Annotated in this window: 20 protein-coding genes and 1 riboswitch; of the genes, 2 read left to right on the top strand and 18 right to left on the bottom strand. The window is 28.9% G+C overall.

Annotation, left to right across the window (positions count from 1 at the left end; translation table 11 throughout):
• Nucleotides 1-277 precede the first annotated feature (277 nt).
• Nucleotides 278-574: a hypothetical protein gene (locus GXK56_RS18590; RefSeq protein ID WP_160690175.1), complete on the bottom strand. Its 297-nt coding sequence runs from the start codon at nucleotides 572-574 to the stop codon at nucleotides 278-280.
• Nucleotides 575-781: 207 nt separating this feature from the next.
• Here GXK56_RS18590 and GXK56_RS18595 point away from each other — a divergent pair, with 207 nt between their 5' ends.
• Complete coding sequence (locus GXK56_RS18595; protein WP_160690176.1) at nucleotides 782-1,522, top strand: 3'-5' exonuclease; 741 nt, start codon at nucleotides 782-784, stop codon at nucleotides 1,520-1,522.
• Between the two features lie 28 nt (nucleotides 1,523-1,550).
• Here the strand turns inward: GXK56_RS18595 and GXK56_RS18600 are convergent, their stop codons facing one another.
• The 10 genes from GXK56_RS18600 to GXK56_RS18645 form a co-directional block, all read right to left on the bottom strand.
• Nucleotides 1,551-2,012: an N-acetylmuramoyl-L-alanine amidase family protein gene (locus tag GXK56_RS18600; RefSeq protein WP_243156179.1), complete on the bottom strand. Its 462-nt coding sequence runs from the start codon at nucleotides 2,010-2,012 to the stop codon at nucleotides 1,551-1,553.
• 199 nt (nucleotides 2,013-2,211) lie between these two features.
• Nucleotides 2,212-3,282: a butyrate kinase gene (buk, locus tag GXK56_RS18605; protein ID WP_160690177.1), complete on the bottom strand. Its 1,071-nt coding sequence runs from the start codon at nucleotides 3,280-3,282 to the stop codon at nucleotides 2,212-2,214.
• A gap of 566 nt (nucleotides 3,283-3,848) precedes the next feature.
• On the bottom strand, nucleotides 3,849-4,475 hold the full coding sequence (locus tag GXK56_RS18610; protein WP_160690178.1) for a VC0807 family protein: 627 nt from the start codon (nucleotides 4,473-4,475) through the stop codon (nucleotides 3,849-3,851).
• Nucleotides 4,476-4,514: 39 nt separating this feature from the next.
• Entirely contained in the window at nucleotides 4,515-5,210 is a 696-nt protein-coding gene (locus GXK56_RS18615) for a flavodoxin family protein (protein WP_160690179.1), read from the bottom strand.
• A gap of 51 nt (nucleotides 5,211-5,261) precedes the next feature.
• A complete protein-coding gene (locus GXK56_RS18620) occupies nucleotides 5,262-5,822 on the bottom strand; it encodes a PadR family transcriptional regulator (protein WP_160690180.1) in 561 nt (186 codons plus the stop codon).
• A 223-nt stretch (nucleotides 5,823-6,045) separates the two neighbouring features.
• Nucleotides 6,046-6,507 (bottom strand): 6,7-dimethyl-8-ribityllumazine synthase, encoded by a 462-nt coding sequence (ribE, locus tag GXK56_RS18625; RefSeq protein ID WP_160690181.1) that lies wholly within the window; start codon nucleotides 6,505-6,507, stop codon nucleotides 6,046-6,048.
• Between the two features lie 27 nt (nucleotides 6,508-6,534).
• Complete coding sequence (locus tag GXK56_RS18630) at nucleotides 6,535-7,731, bottom strand: bifunctional 3,4-dihydroxy-2-butanone-4-phosphate synthase/GTP cyclohydrolase II (RefSeq protein ID WP_160690182.1); 1,197 nt, start codon at nucleotides 7,729-7,731, stop codon at nucleotides 6,535-6,537.
• Between the two features lie 125 nt (nucleotides 7,732-7,856).
• Entirely contained in the window at nucleotides 7,857-8,501 is a 645-nt protein-coding gene (locus GXK56_RS18635) for a riboflavin synthase (protein WP_160690183.1), read from the bottom strand.
• A gap of 47 nt (nucleotides 8,502-8,548) precedes the next feature.
• Complete coding sequence (gene ribD, locus GXK56_RS18640) at nucleotides 8,549-9,637, bottom strand: bifunctional diaminohydroxyphosphoribosylaminopyrimidine deaminase/5-amino-6-(5-phosphoribosylamino)uracil reductase RibD (protein ID WP_160690184.1); 1,089 nt, start codon at nucleotides 9,635-9,637, stop codon at nucleotides 8,549-8,551.
• Nucleotides 9,638-9,954: 317 nt separating this feature from the next.
• Nucleotides 9,955-10,070, bottom strand: a riboswitch (FMN riboswitch).
• 50 nt (nucleotides 10,071-10,120) lie between these two features.
• The gene (locus GXK56_RS18645) at nucleotides 10,121-11,329 is read right to left on the bottom strand and encodes a DUF6398 domain-containing protein (RefSeq protein ID WP_160690185.1); all 1,209 of its coding nucleotides are present in this window, start codon (nucleotides 11,327-11,329) and stop codon (nucleotides 10,121-10,123) included.
• Nucleotides 11,330-11,801: 472 nt separating this feature from the next.
• Here GXK56_RS18645 and GXK56_RS18650 point away from each other — a divergent pair, with 472 nt between their 5' ends.
• Complete coding sequence (locus tag GXK56_RS18650) at nucleotides 11,802-12,782, top strand: amidase domain-containing protein (protein WP_160690186.1); 981 nt, start codon at nucleotides 11,802-11,804, stop codon at nucleotides 12,780-12,782.
• A gap of 71 nt (nucleotides 12,783-12,853) precedes the next feature.
• On the opposite strand, the gene purB is transcribed toward GXK56_RS18650, so the two are convergent.
• From purB to GXK56_RS18685, 7 genes are all read right to left on the bottom strand, one after another.
• Nucleotides 12,854-14,284: an adenylosuccinate lyase gene (gene purB / locus GXK56_RS18655; protein WP_160690187.1), complete on the bottom strand. Its 1,431-nt coding sequence runs from the start codon at nucleotides 14,282-14,284 to the stop codon at nucleotides 12,854-12,856.
• A gap of 230 nt (nucleotides 14,285-14,514) precedes the next feature.
• The gene (locus GXK56_RS18660; protein ID WP_160690188.1) at nucleotides 14,515-14,775 is read right to left on the bottom strand and encodes an HPr family phosphocarrier protein; all 261 of its coding nucleotides are present in this window, start codon (nucleotides 14,773-14,775) and stop codon (nucleotides 14,515-14,517) included.
• 128 nt (nucleotides 14,776-14,903) lie between these two features.
• Nucleotides 14,904-15,164, bottom strand: coding sequence for a stage V sporulation protein S (locus GXK56_RS18665; protein ID WP_160690189.1), 261 nt, complete (start codon nucleotides 15,162-15,164; stop codon nucleotides 14,904-14,906).
• Between the two features lie 212 nt (nucleotides 15,165-15,376).
• A complete protein-coding gene (gene rny / locus GXK56_RS18670; RefSeq protein ID WP_160690190.1) occupies nucleotides 15,377-16,921 on the bottom strand; it encodes a ribonuclease Y in 1,545 nt (514 codons plus the stop codon).
• Between the two features lie 229 nt (nucleotides 16,922-17,150).
• Nucleotides 17,151-17,855, bottom strand: coding sequence for an ATP-dependent Clp protease proteolytic subunit (locus tag GXK56_RS18675; RefSeq protein WP_160690191.1), 705 nt, complete (start codon nucleotides 17,853-17,855; stop codon nucleotides 17,151-17,153).
• Nucleotides 17,856-17,955: 100 nt separating this feature from the next.
• Nucleotides 17,956-19,152: an aspartate kinase gene (dapG, locus tag GXK56_RS18680; RefSeq protein WP_160690193.1), complete on the bottom strand. Its 1,197-nt coding sequence runs from the start codon at nucleotides 19,150-19,152 to the stop codon at nucleotides 17,956-17,958.
• Nucleotides 19,153-19,167: 15 nt separating this feature from the next.
• Nucleotides 19,168-19,449: a YlmC/YmxH family sporulation protein gene (locus GXK56_RS18685; RefSeq protein WP_160690195.1), complete on the bottom strand. Its 282-nt coding sequence runs from the start codon at nucleotides 19,447-19,449 to the stop codon at nucleotides 19,168-19,170.
• Nucleotides 19,450-19,458: the final 9 nt, after the last annotated feature.

The following is a 19,458-nucleotide window of genomic DNA, read 5'->3' on the forward strand; positions in this document are numbered from 1 at the left end:
CCCCATTACGGACTTTCACCGATTAGCACGTGCCCATGCTGGGCACACCAAAAAAATAGATTAAACTTTAAAGTCTAATCTATTTTTATATTAAAATCAAATAGAGACAGCAAGGGGGCTGTCTCTATTATTTATGGAGAGTTAAATTAAGGGGATTAGTATTTTGTATATATAAATATTAACATATTATTTCAAGAAAGTCTATAGTAATCAATAATTTTTATTAATTAATATATTTTATCTTAAACTGAATATTAATTGCAAATTCATATCCTATTTATAACTTATCAAAAAAACTTTCTATATTTATATGACTATCATATTGATTGTTATATTTTTTAATCAGTTCTATTACAGTTTTTTTGTATTCTTCAATTTCCTCAGTTTCCTTTATCTTTTCATAGGTGAAGATAGTACCACTCCTATGAGTTTTTCCTACTTCCTTAACCTTAAATCCCTTACCATACTCGGAAACATAAGCTTTAATTATTTCATAATCAAATTCCCCCCTATTTTTCACCAACTTACTAACACTTAATTGGGGGTATTTCACTTCATACTCTAACTTATCCATATTGGCTCCTTTCTTTTTAATGCAATGAGCTTTAATGATTTTGCATTTGTTCATTATTTTTATCATACTACTCTATTTGAACATACAATATTTAATGTTAAATAAAACATTAGCAAAAGATGATGCATAACTTAAAAAAATATTATATCATTAAATAAGAAAATAAGGTAATATTAAATTTAAGACAAAAGTAGAGTAGGTGACAACATGAATTATATAATTTACGATCTAGAATTTAATCAAAAAGACAATACTTCTGTAGAAAATGAACTTTTTCAATCAAAGAATATTCCTTTTGAAATAATTCAAATTGGTGCAATAAAATTAAATGAAAGCTTTGAAACAGTTTCTAGCTTTAACACATTAATCAAACCAACTATATATAAAACAATCCACCCATTTGTAGAGGGATTAACTAAAATAACTGATGATCAAGTTTCTTCATGCAATAACTTTCCTACTGTATATGAAGATTTTTTAAACTTTATTGGAAGTGATGAATCAATACTTTGTGTATGGGGAATTGTTGATATTAAGGAGCTTATTAGAAACATTAATTTTTTTAATTTATCTTCTTCAAAAATCACTAATTATATTGATGTTCAAACTTATGCTTCTAAATATCTTAATATAGGTAAAAACTCTAAAATCGGCTTGAAAAATGCAATTGAACTTTTGAACATACCAATCAATGGTAACTTTCACGACGCTTATAATGATGCTTACTATACTGCAGAAATTTTTAAAATCATATATGATGCTAAAATTAGTCCTTCCAAATATATTCCTAAATATTCAAGAAGAACAGTTCAAGCTAAAGAAAAAGTAGATATAGCTTCTTTAATAATACAATTTGAAAAAATGTATAACAGAAATATGACTGAAGAAGAAAAATCAATAATAAAGCTTGCGTATTTTATGGGTAAAACTGGCCAATTTATAAGATAATATTTAATTTCAATATTAAATATTATTTTTAATTTCTATTTTCCCATGTACCATTTGGACCCAAGTAATATTCTCCAATATAAATATCTCTAACCATTACACCTGAATTATTTAAATAATAAAGATTATCCTTATACTTTAGCCATCCTGTTACCATTTCTCCAGAACTATTTAAATAATACCATTTGCCCTTATCCTCAATCCATCCTGTTAACATTTTTCCTGTGTTTAAATCTAAATAATAATATTTACCCTCACTTTTAAGCCAACCTGTTTTTACTGCCCCATATTCATTCAAAAAATACCAATTTCCATTAGATTTATACCATCCTGTTTCTACACCTGTATCACTGTAATAACGCCAACTATTATCAACCTTTACCCATCCTTCTGCATTTGCTTTTATAAATATAGTTTCTATAAAAATAAATAAAGAAATAAGAGTCAAAAAAAATATTAACCTTCTTTTAAGAATTTTATAAATCATCATTTTAACCTCTCTATCAAACAATATTCTTATATTATTTTTATTAACATAATTTACAAAATAGAATTAAAATAATTTTATTAAAAAAATCGCCCTCCAGTAAACATTTACAGGAGAGCATAGAAAATTCACTATATGTTTTTACTAAATAAATATTTGGATTTGAATTGAGAAATATTTATTATATATAAGTTAATTATAACTATATATATTCTTTGACTTCTTCCTCTCCATTTAGAACTCTTAGTACTCCTTTGGCAAGAGCAAGCATTTCATCCTCGCCTGGATAAACTATTATTGGTGCGATGAATCCAACTTTTTCGCTAATCAAATTTACCATTGGTTTACCATATGCCATGCCCCCTGTTAAAATTATAGCATCAACTTTACCATTTAGCACTGCTGCAGCTGCTCCTATATCTTTAGAAACCTGATATCCCATAGCATCATGAACTAATTTTGCTTTTGGATCTCCTTCCAATGCAGCTTTTTCCACAATTCTAGCATCATTTGTATTTAGATACGAAACAAAGCCACCTTTTCCTGTTATCTTCTTTAATATTTCTCCCAAAGTATATTTTCCACTGAAACACATTCTTGCTAAATCGCCAGCAGGAACCCCTCCACTTCTCTCTGGCGAAAAAGCTCCATCGCCATCAAGAGCATTATTTACATCAATTATTTTTCCATTTTTATGTGCTCCAACAGAAACACCGCCACCCATATGAGCAACTATAAGATTAATTTCTTCATATCTAACCGATTTTTCTTTTGCATATCTTTTAGCTACTGCCTTTTGATTTAATGCATGAAAAATACTTTTTCTAGGGAGTTCTGGTATTCCTGATAATCGTGCTATTTCTTCCATTTCATCCACTACTACAGGATCAACTATAAATGCAGGTTTATTAATAGAATTTGCAATTTCATTAGCTATTATAGCTCCTAGATTAGAAGCATGCTCTCCTTGAACACTTTCTTTTAAATCCATAAGCATTTTATCGTTTACATTATAAGTACCACTTATTATTGGCTTTAAAAGACCACCTCTACCTACTATAGCATCCATTTCTCTTATATCGATTTTGTTATTCTTTAATACTTCTAGAATTATCCCTGTTCTAAAACTCTTTTGATCTAATATATGTTTAAAACCACCTATTTCTTCAGATGAATGTCTTAATGTTTCTTCAAACATCTCCTTTTCATCCACATATACTGCTATCTTAGTTGATGTAGAACCTGGATTTATTATTAGTAATTTATAGCTCACACCTTTTCCTCCTTAAAGTTTAGATTTCTATATTGGGCTTATTATAATATGTTAAACGTTTTTATGCAAGTTAAAAAGTATCTCAAATGTCTTATTTACTCTCTTTATAAAATCCATTACATAAATTCTTTTTATTTCAACTAATTCTACTATTTATTTATTTTGCTAAAATAATAGAAAAATTTTTTCTTCACATATAAACGTTTGCATACATACACTTGATGTAACAAGATATTATCATTTTGCTTAATACTTTAAAATATTAAAAAAATTTTAGTTTTGTTTTGTTAATTAAAAATAGTTTGTGCTTTTTTTAACGATTTTATTTAATTTCCAGCTCTTCAACAATTATTATATCCAATTAATTTTTATATAAACATAAAATTCCCAATATACTATTATTTATACAATATATAATTCCCCTTAAGACTGCATGCTATTATTTATTCTAAAACTAATTCAAATAGCAGATTCCATCTATCAGAATCTGCTATTTGAATTCTATATTTCGTATAACCACTTTAAATGTTATTCAGAAATTTCTTTTACTTTTTTAATGTAATGTTTTATTTTTCTCTTTTCCAATACCATTTAGGAAATATAATAGAAAATGCTATTAATAATGGAGTTGAAACATTTCCGTAAACAGTACTTATTGCATAATATGAACTCATTGATACAGAATATAAAAGTACAGTTCTTAAAGCTGCTTGGCTTAAATTTAAGATTCCCCACGCAATAGTAATCATTCTCCAAACTCTCGAATACTTTGGTTGCTTTTTTAAATCTTCTGAAACATTTTTTAAGTAACTTTGTTCAACTATTACTTGAATTAATGATCTTTTAAAAAATAAAGAACCAAAGAAAATTAACGCCATTAATATATCTTGTACTATAGGAGCTACTAAGTAAAAAGTAGGATTGTTAGAAACAACAGTACCTATAACTCCAACCCCAGCAAAAACTGCCCCCATTGTTGCAAGAGCATTAATTTTACGTTCTTTAATAAAATTAATTCCTACTATACCTATACTCCATATACCTGATAAAATTATTCCGTTAAAAGTCATTCCAATCTTATCAAAAACTGAAAATATTATAATAGGAATAACAGCACTCACAACAAAATCCTTGTTAAATATATTTTTTATAATTGAATATTTTTTATTTGAATTAACATTTACTCTTTCCATAATAAACCTCTCCTATTATCAAAATTGAAATTTTTATGCTTAAGATATATTAGCATTCTTTACGTAAATTTCTGGATCAATTACATCTTTATCAATTATAGCTTGAGTCTCAGAATCTATATATCCTAGTTCAACAATTTCCTTCCCCGCATTTTTTATTGCTGAGAAGAATTCTTCATACATTTTTTTTAACATATCATTCTTATCAACTGAACTAAGTATTCCACCTTGTCCACATAAAATAGCTCCTGCTAGGTTTCCCTTAGTCATTACTTTAAAAGTTTCTAACAAGCCTGAGAAATTATATTGTCCTGGGAAACCACAGTTTGATATAAGCACATGCTTTTGAGGCATTTCTCTTTTTATTCGCTTAGGATGTTGATATGTTTCTCCAACTTTTATTATTTCTTTATTACATAATGGAAGCATTCTATCCATAAAATCTTTCATAAGTCCAGTTACTGTATAATAGTATAATGGTGTAGCATATACAATTATATCTGCTTCTGATATCTTATTAAGCACTTGTTCCATATCGTCTTTGTGAATACATTTTCCTGGTGTTTTTGTCCAGCAAGTAAAGCATCCAATACAATGCTTAATCTCCATATCTTTAAGATAAACTGTTTCAACCCCTGCGCCTGCTTCTATGCAGCCTTTGAGAAATGTGCTTAACAAAACCTCTGTATTTCCAAATTGTCCTTTAGGACTTCCATTTATAGCCAAAATCTTCATATAATTCTCTCCTTCACTTTATATTTTTACTTTTTATAAATTCACCTTATTTTATAATTCTTTTATTTCTTTTAAAGACCCCAAGGTTTCTTCACACCACTTTATTTTTGATTCTTCTGAATGCTTTCCATAACTTATGGTGCTCAACCATAAAACCAAATTTTTTTTATCAATTTGGATTTTGTTCGACTTCAAAAAACTTTCAATTTCCAAATACTTCTCAAGATCATTTTCTGCATCTATTTTTTCTTTTTGAATTATTTCCATAATATTCTCTGTTGGTATATCTTTTGATAAAAATATTTTTAATAACAGTTCTGATCTTATTGGAACTTTTTCTATAGGAAGCAAAAGCCATTTTTTTAACTCTTTTTCACCTTTTTCAGTAATTGAATATATATTTTTAGTTTGCTTTCCTTCTGTTTGTTTTATTTCTTTTGTAATTAATTCTTCTTCTTCCATCTTTTGAAGCATAGGATATATATGACCAAAATTTTCATTCCAAAAATGTCCTATTGATGAATCGCACATTTTCTTAATATCATACCCCGATCCAGGTTTATTGCTTAATATTCCTAAAAGAGCATATTTAGATTTATTTACTTTTGCCATTTTATCACCTCATGTATATCACTCTGATATATATAATATATATCAGAGTGATATATTAGTCAATACCTTTTTTTGATTTAATTGGAAATAAACTTAAAACTTCTTTTTGCAAAACACTTCACTAGTTGTAGTTAATCTTTACAATTCTTTTTAAATAAATTATTGTCTTAAACTAATAAAAAGTGGCAGTATCACTCACCACCACTTTTTTATTTGAGTTTTATTATAATTTATTAATCAAATTAGCCATTTCAATAGCTGAAACTGCACATTCATATCCTTTGTTTCCTGCCTTAGTTCCTGCTCTTTCAATTGCCTGTTCTATATTGTTTGTTGTAAGTACTCCAAACATTACCGGCTTTCCACTTTCAAGAGATACGCTTGCAATTCCCTTTGAAACTTCTGAACATACATAATCATAATGAGAAGTAGATCCTTTTATTACAGCTCCTAAACAAATTACTCCATCATATTTAGGACTGCTAGCCATTTTTTTTGCTACTAATGGAATTTCAAATGCCCCTGGAACCCAAGCAATATCAATATCTTCTTCTTTAACACCATGTCTTTTTAAACCATCTAAAGCGCCATCTAAAAGTTTGCTACCAATGAATTCATTAAACCTTCCTATTACTATTCCAAATTTTAACCCTTCTGAAACTAAATTTCCTTCAAATATATTCATTATTTTCCCTCCATAATTTTGATTATTTTATATATTTAATAAGTGATTCATTCTTTCTTTTTTTGTTTTTAAGTAAAATTCATCACTTTTATTTATTGGCATTTCTATAGGAACTCTTTGACTTACATTAATTCCATTTACCTCAAGCCCTTCTATCTTTGCGGGATTGTTAGTAATTAGTCTTATATTATCAATACCTAGTATTTTTAGCATATCTGCACTGATTTTGTAATCTCTCATATCTTCTTTTAATCCTAATGCTAAATTAGCATCTACCGTGTCTAAACCTGTATCTTGAAGAGCATATGCCTTTAATTTATTTAAAAGACCAATACCTCTTCCTTCTTGTCTCATATATAAAAGTATTCCTGAGCCCTCTTCTCTTATCATTTCCATTGCAGCTTCATACTGTTCTCCACAGTCACATTTTCTAGATCCTAAGGCATCTCCTGTTAAGCACTCTGAATGAACCCTTACAAGAACAGGTCCTTTTTCTAATCGAATATCTTCCTTAATTAAAGCTAAGTGGCACTTTTCTGTTCCTTTTTCTTTAAAAGCTATTACTTTAAAATCACCATATTTAGTTGGTAATTTTGCTTCAACTTCTTTAGTAACACTTAAATGTATTTCTTTCCTATATTTAATTAAGTCTTCTATAGTCAATATTTTCAAATCATGTTCTTTGGCAAATCTTATCAAATCATCACGTCTTGCCATAGTTCCATCATCATTTACTATTTCACATATTACGGCTGCACCCTTATATCCTGCAAGCTTTGCCAAATCAACAGCCGCTTCAGTATGGCCAATTCTTTCCAATACGCCTTTTTCTTTTGCAATTAACGGAAATACATGACCTGGCCTCCTAAAGTCATTTCCATCTGTTGAGGTCAAAAGATTATTTATTGTATGCGCCCTTTCAAAAGCAGATATTCCCGTTGTTGTATCCTTGTGATCTATGGATACCGTAAATGCAGTTTCATGATTATCTGTATTTTTTTCAACCATAGGATTTAATCTTAAAGTTTCTGCAATTTCCTTTTCTACTGGTGCACAAACCAACCCTTTTGCATATTTAATCATAAAATTAATATGCTCTCCAGTTGTTATTTCTGCTGGAATTACTAAATCGCCTTCGTTTTCTCTACCTTCATCATCAACTACTATTACCATTTTCCCTTGCTTAATATCTTTTAATCCTTCTTCTATACTATTAAACGTCATCTTCTTATCCCCTTAATTTATATAATATTTTTACGCTTAAAACTCCTTCAGAGTAAGCTTTCATAATATCTACAGACTTTTTTATAAATTTAATTATCATTTTTTTGTTTTATTTTTTAATCTACTTAAAAGCCATTACCTTTTAGAAATTCTATAGTTATATTGCTTTCTTCTTTTTCATCTTTTGAGGAAAACAACTTTTCTATATATCTTCCTACTAAATCACATTCTAAATTAACTTTAGAATGAATTTTTTTATTATGAAGAATTGTATTTTCCAAGGTATGAGGAATAACAGAAACCTTAAAAATCTCATCATCAACATAAGCAACTGTTAAGCTTATTCCATCTATACTTATAGAACCTTTATATATTACGTATCGCAGCACCTCTTGGGGGGCAGAAATTGTTAACCATGTTCCATCACTTTCTTCTTTTATTGAAACTATTTCCCCAATTCCATCAATATGACCACTTACAATATGGCCTCCTAATCTATCACTAAGTCTCAATGCTCTTTCTAAATTTAATTTATCTCCAATTTTTAATCTTCCTAAATTTGTTTTATCCAAAGTCTCCCCCATAACATCTGCACTAAATGAAAAAGCATCTTTTTCTCTTACAGTCAGACATACACCATTAGTAGCAATACTGTCGCCTATTTTAGTATCTTCTAGAACTTTGCTACACTTAACTTTCATTATTCCAAAACCATTTCCTGTAATAATTTCTTCTAAAATTCCAACTTCCTCAATAATTCCTGTAAACATCTTCCCACCTCATCTCCATTAATTAACCACAAAAATTTTTATTATTATCAAACATTACTTATATAACCTTCAACAACCAAATCTTCACCAATTTTTCTATAACTTATATCTTTTAAATTAGGCGCTTCATCCAATTCTGAAAATCCCGTTCCTGCTATACAGCTTTTGCTTTCTTCTCCACCAATTATTTTAGGTGCTATGTAAAAAATCACTTTATCCACTACCTTTTCTTCTAATGCAGAAAAATTTAATGTTCCTCCACCTTCAATTAAGATGGAATCTATTCCTTCATTGCCAAGTGCTTTCATAAGCTCCTTTAAATCTACTTTATTTTTCTTTTCTGAAACTTCTATAACTTTAATTCCTAAAGCTCTTAATGCATTCTTTTTCTCTTCACTTGAATTAACTGAAGTTGCAACAATAGTTAACTTATCCTTATTGATTATCACTTTAGAATCCATTGGTATTCTAAGATTTGTATCAACTATTATTCTTATTAATTTTTTATCATCATTAATTCTACAGGTAAGTTCAGGATTATCTGCAACAACTGTATTCACACCTACCATTATTGAATGAACTCTATTTCTTAAATTTTGTGAATCATTCCTAGATTCCTCAGAAGTAATCCATTTAGATTTTCCTGTACAAGTTGCTATTTTCCCATCAAGAGACATACCACTTTTTAAGATTACAAAAGGCGTTTTAGAAGTAATATACTTAATAAATATTTCATTTATCTTTTTACATTCTTCTTCTTTAACTCCAACAATTACTTCTATTCCATGTTCTTTTAATTTTTTTATACTCTTACCAGCTACTAAATTATTAGGATCTAACATACCTATAACAACTCTTTTAAAATTTTTTTCAATTAGCAAATCTACACATGGAGGTGTTTTTCCATAATGTGCACAAGGTTCTAAGGTAACATAAATTGTACTTCCTTCTACTGACTTTATTGCATTTTTAACTGCATTTCTTTCAGCATGAGCTTCTCCATAGCATTCATGATAACCTTCACCTATAATTTCACCTTCTTTAACTATAACTGCACCTACCAAAGGATTGGGATTTACTCTTCCGATTCCTTTCTTAGCTAATTCTAAGGCTCTCTCCATATATTTCTCATCCAAGAATCATCATCTCCTAAACATATTTTTACCCATTATAATTTTCTCAATACAAAAAAACCCTGAAGTTTATATAAATCTTCAGAGTTTTTATTATATCCATAAATATTAGTATTATTTAAAATTAATATTTCAAAATAATTTGCTTAATTTTTAATTGTTATAAGAAAATAAGTAAGCGTTTTTTACATATTCATTAAAATATGTAATATAACACTAACTCTTAACAATAAAAAACCCTGAATTTTAAAAAATTCAGGGTATAAATACAAATTAATATAAATATTTAAAATTTTAATTTTAAATATAATAACATCAATAACCATCTTCTTTCATCCAGACTATACTGTCGGCTTCGGAGTTTAACCGAATCTGCTTTTTCAAGCTTGCGGGCTGTACCGCCGATAGGGAATTTCACCCAACCCTGAAGACACTTTATTTAATTTTCTATTACATGGTATCACACCAATTTTAGAATGTAAAGTATTAAATGAACTTTAACATATCAAAATCCTTTTTCTTATCTTTAATCCATTGTATCATTTTAGGATCATTCCATGCTTCCAATCCAATGCTAGCATATCTTATCGCTTCCTCTTCGCTACCAAATCTAGCTATATGTGGAAGTGTGCTTGGAACTCTTTTTTGTTTTACCAAATAAGGTATAACAAAAGGATTTCTCTTATATGCTCTTCTTAAAGCACTTTCCGCAGCTTTAACTTCATTAGTTTTATATAAAAATGCAACTCTACTGTAATTTATGGCTGCTGAATTATCTTTTTCGTATTTTTCTAACAATTCTTCTAATTGGGCATACCTTTCTTCAGATAAAAGCCAGTTAGCAAGTAGATTTCTAACCATTAACACATCGTACTCATTATGCTTCAAAATATCAAGTGCGTTCTCAATTGCTGCTTCTTTTTCACCATTTTCCCATAAATGAACTGCTAAAGTATATTTTGCTCCAAAAAATGGTTCAGCTTCTTTTATCTTAAAAATTTCAGCTGGTGCTGTTTCAAGATTATTTATTTTTAATATATTCTTTGCAGCTTCAACCGCCTTTTCTAAAAGTTCTTTTTTTTGATCGTTATTTAACGCTGAATCTTTTGATAAGATAATATATGCATCTGCACAGTCTTTACATATTTCTAATGCTTCTTTTGCATATTTTGCTTTATTTTTATAATTTTTTTGTTTCCATGCAAATTCCACAACATCTTGTGCTTCTACATATTCCTTATTAGGAACAAAATAAAAAGACTCTTTTCCTACTTCTTCATTTATATTTTCCGAAATCTCTAATGTAGCTGCAACTTCTGATACTTCAGTATTTCTATTTACTATCCACTGTATGTTCTCTTTTGATAAATCAAGAAGAACTTTAACTTCTTTGGATTTGCTAGTACCTGTGCTACTGCTTACGCCAAATTCCTTATATAAATCTGCCGCTTTAATATATGGCTCTTCTTTTGAATCAAAAAGGTCATTTATAGTTCCTATAGCATGTACTATACCTACTGCCCAAGAAAGACTTTTCCCTTTCTTCAATTTATCCTCATTATTTAAACATAAAGTTTCAGCTGCTTTTACACAAATATTTTCGTATTCTTCATTAAGATATTCACTTGAAAAACTCTTTATCTTATCAACTATTTCTTCATACTTGCTAGCTATTAAGTTAGATAGTTCTTGCATTATTTGATAGCTCCTTTATTAAAAATCTTTGACAAATTTGATTTTATCCCATAACAATTACTATTTACAAGTATATTCACCAAATTTATATTTATTATTTTAAATTATGTATGCTAATACATAAAAAATACCAGATATTGTTTTTGCAAATTCAATCACGTTATATTATAGCACAATTAGTACAATTATATCTACTTATTAATTTTTATGTTTATTATTTTTTTATTATGTTTTATTTTGCAAAGATATTTTTCAGTAATATTTTTAGTATATTATTTCAACTTATGTAATAGACATATAGTAAAAAGCTAATATAAAAAGACAAAATTTTAATAACCGCTTCTTTATATTCCTCGGTATTCATATACAAAATCAACTTATTTTTATAGTTTTAATGAACATAGTTATTTGGGTTAATTAACTATATCATTAGTCTTTTATATTACTTAATCAATTTTGACAGGAAATAATCATGTTACTAAAAAATTTATATAATCTATGTATTCTTCTTTCCACTTCTTATGAATCTTTAAACTCAATAAATAATACCATAGATATTTTACCTCCTTTTATTCGTGAAAATTTATTTCACAAAAAACTTTTTTACTTTAAATGGTCAGAAAAATTTCATTCTTCCTTTAATAATTTAAGATTTACTTATTCCTATGATATATTAGATCAAAATTCTAAATTCATTAAAATAAAATTAACTCTAAATTATTTTTTTACAATAGAAAATAATCTTAAGAGTATACCTTCAGGATGCATATATGAGTATATTTTAATTTTAGAACATTTTCATGATAAATATAAGCTGCAATTTTTACTTGAACATGAAGAAAATCCTTGTTTATACAATTCATTATTAAATACTGACTTAGAGGAAATTCCTAATTTATCTTTTTATCCGACTCAAAGCTTATGGATAAACAAACTTTCATCACTAGAATCATTATATACAACTTATATGGACTCTATTGGTGAAAACCAAAATTCTATTAAACGTAATGACTCTAATTTTAACATTACCGATGCATGTACTTATGCAGAAAAATTTGCCTTAACCCCAAATCCTAACTACAAATCTTTTGAAAATATTGGTGGAGATTGCACAAATTTTATTTCACAGATTCTTTTTGCTGGTGGATTAAAACAGAATAATTCTTGGAAACCATACTCTATGCCTTGGATTCGAGTTGAAGATCTTTATCAATATTTAACAACAAACAAGTTAGCTATTAAACTGCCAAGTCAAACTATATTATCTAAAGGGTGTGTAATACAATTCTATACACCTGAAATAGGACGATATTTTCATAATGGCTTTATAACTTATGAACTCCCAAATCATGATTACTTATATTGCTGCCATAGTTATAACAAGTTAAATTATCCTTTAAGTCAAATTTATCCTCATAGATATCCTGTTCTTAGAGCTTTAAAAATAATTTAAAATTTTAATAAAACCATGCACCTTAAAATGCATGGTTTTAATCTTTACTTCAAATTCCATTTTATCTAATATTAAACAGTTATTTCACTCTTTATTTCTAAAGCTTCCTTATTAGCATTGATAATTGGATCAACATATTCATCAATAAATTCTATAACTTGGCTTGGTGATCTTCCAACAAATTTAATCGGATCAATAATTGCAAGTATTTCATCTTTAGAAAGACCAAATGAGTCATCATTGATTATTCTATCTATTAAGTCATTATCTAAACCTTCACCTTTTACTCTTTGAGCTGCTGCCATTGAGTGAACTCTTATATTTTCATGCAATTCTTGTCTATCCTTACCTCTCTTTACAGCTTCCATCATTATATTTTCAGTAGCCATAAATGGTAATTCTCTAAGTACATGGGCTGCTATAACCTTATCATATACAACCATGTTTTCTGCAATATTAATATATAAATTTAATACTCCATCTAATGCTAAGAAACCTTCTGCAACAGACAATCTCTTATTAGCTGAATCATCTAAAGTTCTTTCAAACCATTGTGTTCCTGCTGTAATTGCTGGATTTAATGCGTCTACTATTACATATCTAGCCAATGCACTAATTCTTTCACTTCTCATAGGATTTCTCTTATATGCCATAGCTGATGATCCTATCTGATTCTTTTCAAATGGCTCTTCCATTTCTTTCATACTTTGAAGTAATCTTAAGTCATTGCTAAATTTATAAGCACTTTGAGCAACTTCTGATAATGTATTTAACACTATTGAATCAAGCTTTCTTGGATAAGTTTGACCTGTAACTCCAAAGCTTTTTTCAAATCCCATTTTTTCAGCTACTATTTCTTCTAAAGCCTTAACCTTACTTTCATCCCCATCAAACAATTCCATAAAGCTAGCTTGAGTTCCTGTAGTTCCTTTAACTCCTAAAAGCTTTAATTTTGATAATAAGAAATCTATATTTTCAATATCCAATACTAAATCCTGCATCCATAATGTTGCTCTTTTACCTACAGTAGTTAATTGAGCTGGTTGAAAATGTGTAAAACCTAATGTTGGCATATCTTTATATTGAATAGCGAAATTTTTCAAATGATTTAATACTGTTACTATTTTTTGCTTAATTAAATTTAGAGCGTCTCTCAATATTATAACATCAGTATTATCTCCAACATAACAAGATGTAGCCCCTAAATGAATTATGCCTTTAGCTGTAGGACATTGAAGACCATAAGCATGAACATGACTCATAACATCATGTCTTACTTCTTTTTCTTTTTTAGCAGCTTCTTCATAATTTATATCATTAATATGTTCCTTTAATTCCTTTATTTGCTCTTCAGTTATATTTAAACCAAGTTCTCTTTCACCTTCTGCAAGAGCTACCCATAACTTTCTCCAAGTTGTGAATTTCATATCATCAGAAAAAATGAAACTCATTTCCTTAGATGCATATCTTGAATTTAAAGGTGTGCTATATAAATTTCTCATTCAAAAACCTCCACACGAATATATTTTATACTTTTTCTTTCAACATTCGTATTATATCATATTTTTTTCATTTTTGACTATTAATTTTTTATTTTTAAAGAAATTTGTTCAATTTCAATGAAACCCCCATCTCAAAAATTTTATTGTTTTGAGATGGGGGAGAATAAAAAAAATGAACTGCCTAAAGTAAAAATAAAATTTCTACTTTAAGGCAGCTCCTTTTCTGTATATTAGTCTTCTAATGTTTCAACTAATTTAACAAGTTCTTCAACAGCTAAAGCTTCGTCATCTCCTGAAGCTACAACTTTGATTACGGCATCTTTAGTTACTGCTAAAGATAAAACACCGATTAAGCTCTTCACATTTGCTTTCTTTCCGTTGTATTCTATACTAACGTCTGATTTAAATGATGAAGCCTTCTTTACTAATAAAGTTGCTGGTCTAGCATGAAGACCAGATGAGTTTTTTACTGTAACCTCTTTTGCTATCATTAATATACACCTCTTTACAAAAAAATTAATAAATATAGCATTTAACTATTATAGTATAATCGTTTTTACATATAATTTCAACTCAAAATTACTGCTTGACCTCTAATTAATTAAAATAAAAATTTAAATTATCTAGGTTGTACTATTAATTTTATTGCTGTTCTTTCTTCTCCATCAATTTGTATATCAGTAAAAGCTGGTACACAAATGATATCCTTTCCACTTGGTGCCACAAAACCTCTTGCTATAGCAATAGCTTTAACTGCTTGATTTATAGCTCCTGCTCCGACAGCTTGAATTTCTGCAATATTTTGATCCTTGATTATAGCTGCTAATGCACCTGCTACAGAATTTGGATTTGATTTTGTTGATACTTTTAATACGTCCATTTTTGTTATTCCTCCTAGAATTTACTCTACAAATCGTTTACATCATAATATATTCTATATCTTTCCTCAAATTCCTTTTTTTAATTATGATAATTTAAAATATTTTTGTTAATAACACAATAACATTTTCTCTAAGACGAAAATCAAGAAAACGTTATCTCATATCATATTATAAAATGAAGTATATTTTTTACAAAATATACTTCATTTTTTTATTTAGCAAAATCTATTGCTCTTGTTTCTCTTATAACATTAATTTTTATTTGTCCTGGATATTCAAGTTCTTCTTCGACACTCTTAACTAAATTACGTGCCAATTCAACTATTCCAGCATCATCAACTTTTTCTGGTTTAACCATAATTCTAATCTCTCTACCAGCTTGAATGGCATATGACTTTTCTACACCTTCATGTGAATTTGCAATTTCCTCTAACTTTTCCAATCTCTTAATGTATGCTTCTAATGTCTCTCTTCTAGCCCCTGGTCTAGCTGCCGATATAGCATCTGCGGCTTGAACTAGTACGGCTTCTAAAGATTGCATTTCTACATCTGAATGATGCGCTGCTATTGCATTTATTACTAATGGTGATTCATGATACTTTTTAGCTAGATCTCCGCCAATTAAAGCATGTGGCCCTTCTTGCTCTTGATCAACAGCTTTACCTATATCATGTAGCAATCCTGCCCTTTTAGCCAAAGTAACATCTAAACCTAGCTCTGAAGCCATTAAGCCAGCTAAGTATGAAACTTCTATGGAATGTTTTAATACATTTTGACCATAACTTGTTCTATACTTTAATCTACCAAGAAGTCTTATAATTTCAGGATGTAGTCCATGTACTCCAGTTTCAAGAGCTGCTTGCTCTCCTTCTTCCTTTATATTGGCCTCTACGTCCTTAGTTGCCCTTTCAACCATCTCTTCGATTCTTGCTGGATGTATTCTGCCATCCACTATTAACTTTTCTAGTGCCAATCTTGCAACTTCTCTCCTAATAGGGTCGAAGCTAGAAAGAATGACTGCTTCTGGAGTATCATCAATAATTAAATCTACCCCTGTTAATGTTTCTAAGGTTCTAATGTTTCTTCCTTCTCTACCTATAATTCTACCTTTCATCTCATCATTCGGTAGTGCAACAACGTGTACAGTTGTTTCAGACACATGATCAGCAGCACATCTTTGGATCGCAGTTGTAATTATTTCCCTTGATCTCTTGTCTGCCTCTTCCTTTGCCTTACTTTCAATATCTTTTATCATTAAAGCAGCATCATGTGTAATTTCCTTTCTGATTTCATCCAAAAGGATTTCACGAGCTTCTTCACTAGAAAGGGCTGATACTCTTTCAAGTTCTGCTCTTCTTTCTTCATAAAGTTTCTGTACCTTTGCTTCTACTTGATCTAATTCAAGCATTCTTTCATTGATTGTTTCGTCTTTCTTTTCAAGAATTTCACTTTTCTTATCAAGCGCTTCTTCTCTTTGAATTACTCTTCTTTCAAGCCTTTGAATCTCACTTCGTCTTTCACGAGATTCCTTTTCGAAATCATTTCTTAATTTATGAAGTTCTTCCTTTGCCTCAAGGATTGATTCCTTTTTAATTGATTCAGCTTCCTTTTTAGCTTTTATTAAAACTTCTTCTGTTTCTTTTTCAATCGACTCAATTTTAGCTTTTGACGTATTTTGAATCGTTTTATAAACCACTATTCCTAATACTAATAGAATTACTATATCTATTGGTATTATAAACGCTAGTCCTTCCACATAAACACCTCCTAATTTGATATTTTCTCGCTATATTACTAACAAGAAAGTATAGTCGGTGTCATATTCTTCTCACTGCATTTGGAATATGATAAACCAGTATTCCTTTTTATTCTATATTAAAAACAAAATTATGTCAAGTTTACTCATATCCTAGCTCAAGCCCATAAAATAAAGGGTTTTAATATAAAATAGTTCCTTTGAATATTGGTAAAAACAAGTCATATTACTATTCTTTAATAAACTCATTTAATTTGCTTAATGCTTCATGAATTCCTCCAACTTCATCAATTAACCCACATTCAACCGCTTGTTTTCCAATAAGCATTGTTCCAACATCATTTAATAACTCGTCAGTTTGTAACATAAACTTCTCCAAGGTCTCCATTTTTATGTTTGATGTACGCACTATAAATTCATTTACTCGTTCCTGCATCTTCTTAAAATACTCAAAAGTTTGAGATACACCTATTACAAATCCATTCATTCTTACTGGATGAACTATCATGGTTGCTGATGGAGTTATAAAAGAGTACTTTGCAGATGTAGCCAGTGGGACTCCAATTGAATGTCCCCCTCCAATAACTATTGATACTGTAGGCTTTGACATACTTCTAATCATTTCAGATATAGCAAGGCCTGCTTCAACATCTCCTCCTACAGTATTCAAAACTATAAGCAACCCTTTAACTTCATCATTTTGTTCTATGTCAATTAATTGTGGAATAACATGTTCATATTTTGTTGCCTTTGTTTGTGGTGGAAGTACTGAGTGTCCTTCAATTTGACCGATTATAGACAAAACTTGTATTCTTTTATTAGGATCAATTAAATTTGTATTTCCAAGTTCTTTAACATTTTGTATTCTATCTTTAGCTTCTGTTTTATTATTTTCATTTTCTGTATTTTCACTATTAAACATATTTTTGTACATAAAAACTCCTCCTATACTAATTTATTTTGTACAAGAGGATTTTTTTTATTCATAATTTAAGATTTTAATTCTTAACTAAATATTCTATAACATGGTACCTTTATAACTTAAAAGTCTTATGTAAAACATTTATTGCTTCTTTTTCATTTTTAGAATGAACTAAACACCATATAGTCATATGAGAATCTGCTGTTTGAAGTACTTCAATACAATTATCACTTAAAGCCTTTATAATCTTAGCCATAACTCCTGGTATCCCCTTCATCTTTGATCCGATAACTGCAATTTTACTGCAATTTTCTATAAGATTATATTTTAATTTAGCGTTGTTTAGAATATTTACTAAAACATCCTTATCTTTTTGGTTTATGGTGAAAATTTGCTCCTTTGGAAATATATTTATCAAATCTAAACTTATTTTATTGGCTGCAAGTAAATCTAAAACATTTTTATATTTAGAATTACCTTCATTATCACAAGCTTTAATTGAAACTTGAACTCTATTTTTTTGACTTGTGATACCAGTCATTATTCTATCATTTTGTTTATCTCCAAAGTTGTTAATTAAAGTTCCTTTACAATCATTCATTGTATTTCTAATCAATATTGGAATATTTCCTTCCATTGCAATTTCTACTGCTCTTGGATGAATTACATTTGCTCCTTTATCAGCTAATTGGAAAACTTCATAGTAGCTTATTACATCTATTAAATTAGCATTTTCTACAACTCTTGGATCAGCTGTCATTATACCGTCTACATCCTTATATATCTCAATAGCTGAAGCCTTAAGTGCAACGCCTAAAATAGATGCACTAGTATCGCTTCCTCCTCTCCCAAGAGTAGTTAAATATCCATTTTCACTCATTCCTTGGAAACCAGTTATAACTGGTACTCTCCCTTGGGATATAAATTCTAATATTTTATTTGGCTTAACATCGATACAAGAAGCATCTGTAAAATTACTATCTGTTATTATTCCCGCCTGTCCTCCAGTAAGAGGCATTGCATCAATTCCTGCATTATATAAGCAACTGCTCATAACTACAGAACTTATGGTTTCTCCACAACACATTAATAAATCTTGAGCTAATTTATTTGAATTTTTAAATTTATCATCTATTAATGATAATAATGTATCTGTAGCATATGGTTCTCCTTTTCTCCCCATAGCTGACACTACTACTACAGGACTATATCCATCCTTGATAGCATTTTTAACCTTTTCAACTACTCTCTTTCTATTTTCATCAGTGGATACTGAAGTTCCTCCAAATTTTTGTACAACTATTTTCATTTTGTTTCCTCCTAATTATAGCCTTACTTTTTTAATTACTTCATCATCTGCATCTAATATAATAGTTTTAGCTCCAATTTTTTTTACGCATTCCCATGGAATTTCCAAAAAATCTTTGCTATTAAAAAGATTTAATCTGCCCCCACTTAAATTAATAATTAGATATTTGAAATTACCTTCTTCATCTATTATTAAATCATTATTTAATAGGTAATCATATTTTTCCCCATCATTAATATTTATAAGCTCATATCTCTCTATTTCACTTAAATACTTTATTTTACTTTCTTCAGCCACAACAAAAAC

Origin of the sequence: Clostridium sp. C2-6-12 (genome assembly GCF_009928485.1) — a bacterium.
GTDB lineage: Bacteria > Bacillota > Clostridia > Clostridiales > Clostridiaceae > Clostridium.

Coding starts and splice junctions, on each gene's coding strand:
- GXK56_RS18660 (WP_160690188.1), bottom strand. CDS start 14,775: ATGATAGCAAAAGAGGTTACAGTAAAAAACTCATCTGGTCTTCATGCT.
- GXK56_RS18600 (WP_243156179.1), bottom strand. CDS start 2,012: ATGATGATTTATAAAATTCTTAAAAGAAGGTTAATATTTTTTTTGACT.
- GXK56_RS18650 (WP_160690186.1), top strand. CDS start 11,802: ATGTTACTAAAAAATTTATATAATCTATGTATTCTTCTTTCCACTTCT.
- GXK56_RS18630 (WP_160690182.1), bottom strand. CDS start 7,731: ATGACGTTTAATAGTATAGAAGAAGGATTAAAAGATATTAAGCAAGGG.
- GXK56_RS18590 (WP_160690175.1), bottom strand. CDS start 574: ATGGATAAGTTAGAGTATGAAGTGAAATACCCCCAATTAAGTGTTAGT.
- GXK56_RS18620 (WP_160690180.1), bottom strand. CDS start 5,822: ATGGCAAAAGTAAATAAATCTAAATATGCTCTTTTAGGAATATTAAGC.
- ribE (WP_160690181.1), bottom strand. CDS start 6,507: ATGAATATATTTGAAGGAAATTTAGTTTCAGAAGGGTTAAAATTTGGA.
- GXK56_RS18595 (WP_160690176.1), top strand. CDS start 782: ATGAATTATATAATTTACGATCTAGAATTTAATCAAAAAGACAATACT.
- GXK56_RS18610 (WP_160690178.1), bottom strand. CDS start 4,475: ATGGAAAGAGTAAATGTTAATTCAAATAAAAAATATTCAATTATAAAA.
- purB (WP_160690187.1), bottom strand. CDS start 14,284: ATGAGAAATTTATATAGCACACCTTTAAATTCAAGATATGCATCTAAG.
- GXK56_RS18635 (WP_160690183.1), bottom strand. CDS start 8,501: ATGTTTACAGGAATTATTGAGGAAGTTGGAATTTTAGAAGAAATTATT.
- GXK56_RS18665 (WP_160690189.1), bottom strand. CDS start 15,164: ATGGACGTATTAAAAGTATCAACAAAATCAAATCCAAATTCTGTAGCA.
- dapG (WP_160690193.1), bottom strand. CDS start 19,152: ATGAAAATAGTTGTACAAAAATTTGGAGGAACTTCAGTATCCACTGAT.
- GXK56_RS18675 (WP_160690191.1), bottom strand. CDS start 17,855: ATGTACAAAAATATGTTTAATAGTGAAAATACAGAAAATGAAAATAAT.
- GXK56_RS18645 (WP_160690185.1), bottom strand. CDS start 11,329: ATGCAAGAACTATCTAACTTAATAGCTAGCAAGTATGAAGAAATAGTT.
- GXK56_RS18615 (WP_160690179.1), bottom strand. CDS start 5,210: ATGAAGATTTTGGCTATAAATGGAAGTCCTAAAGGACAATTTGGAAAT.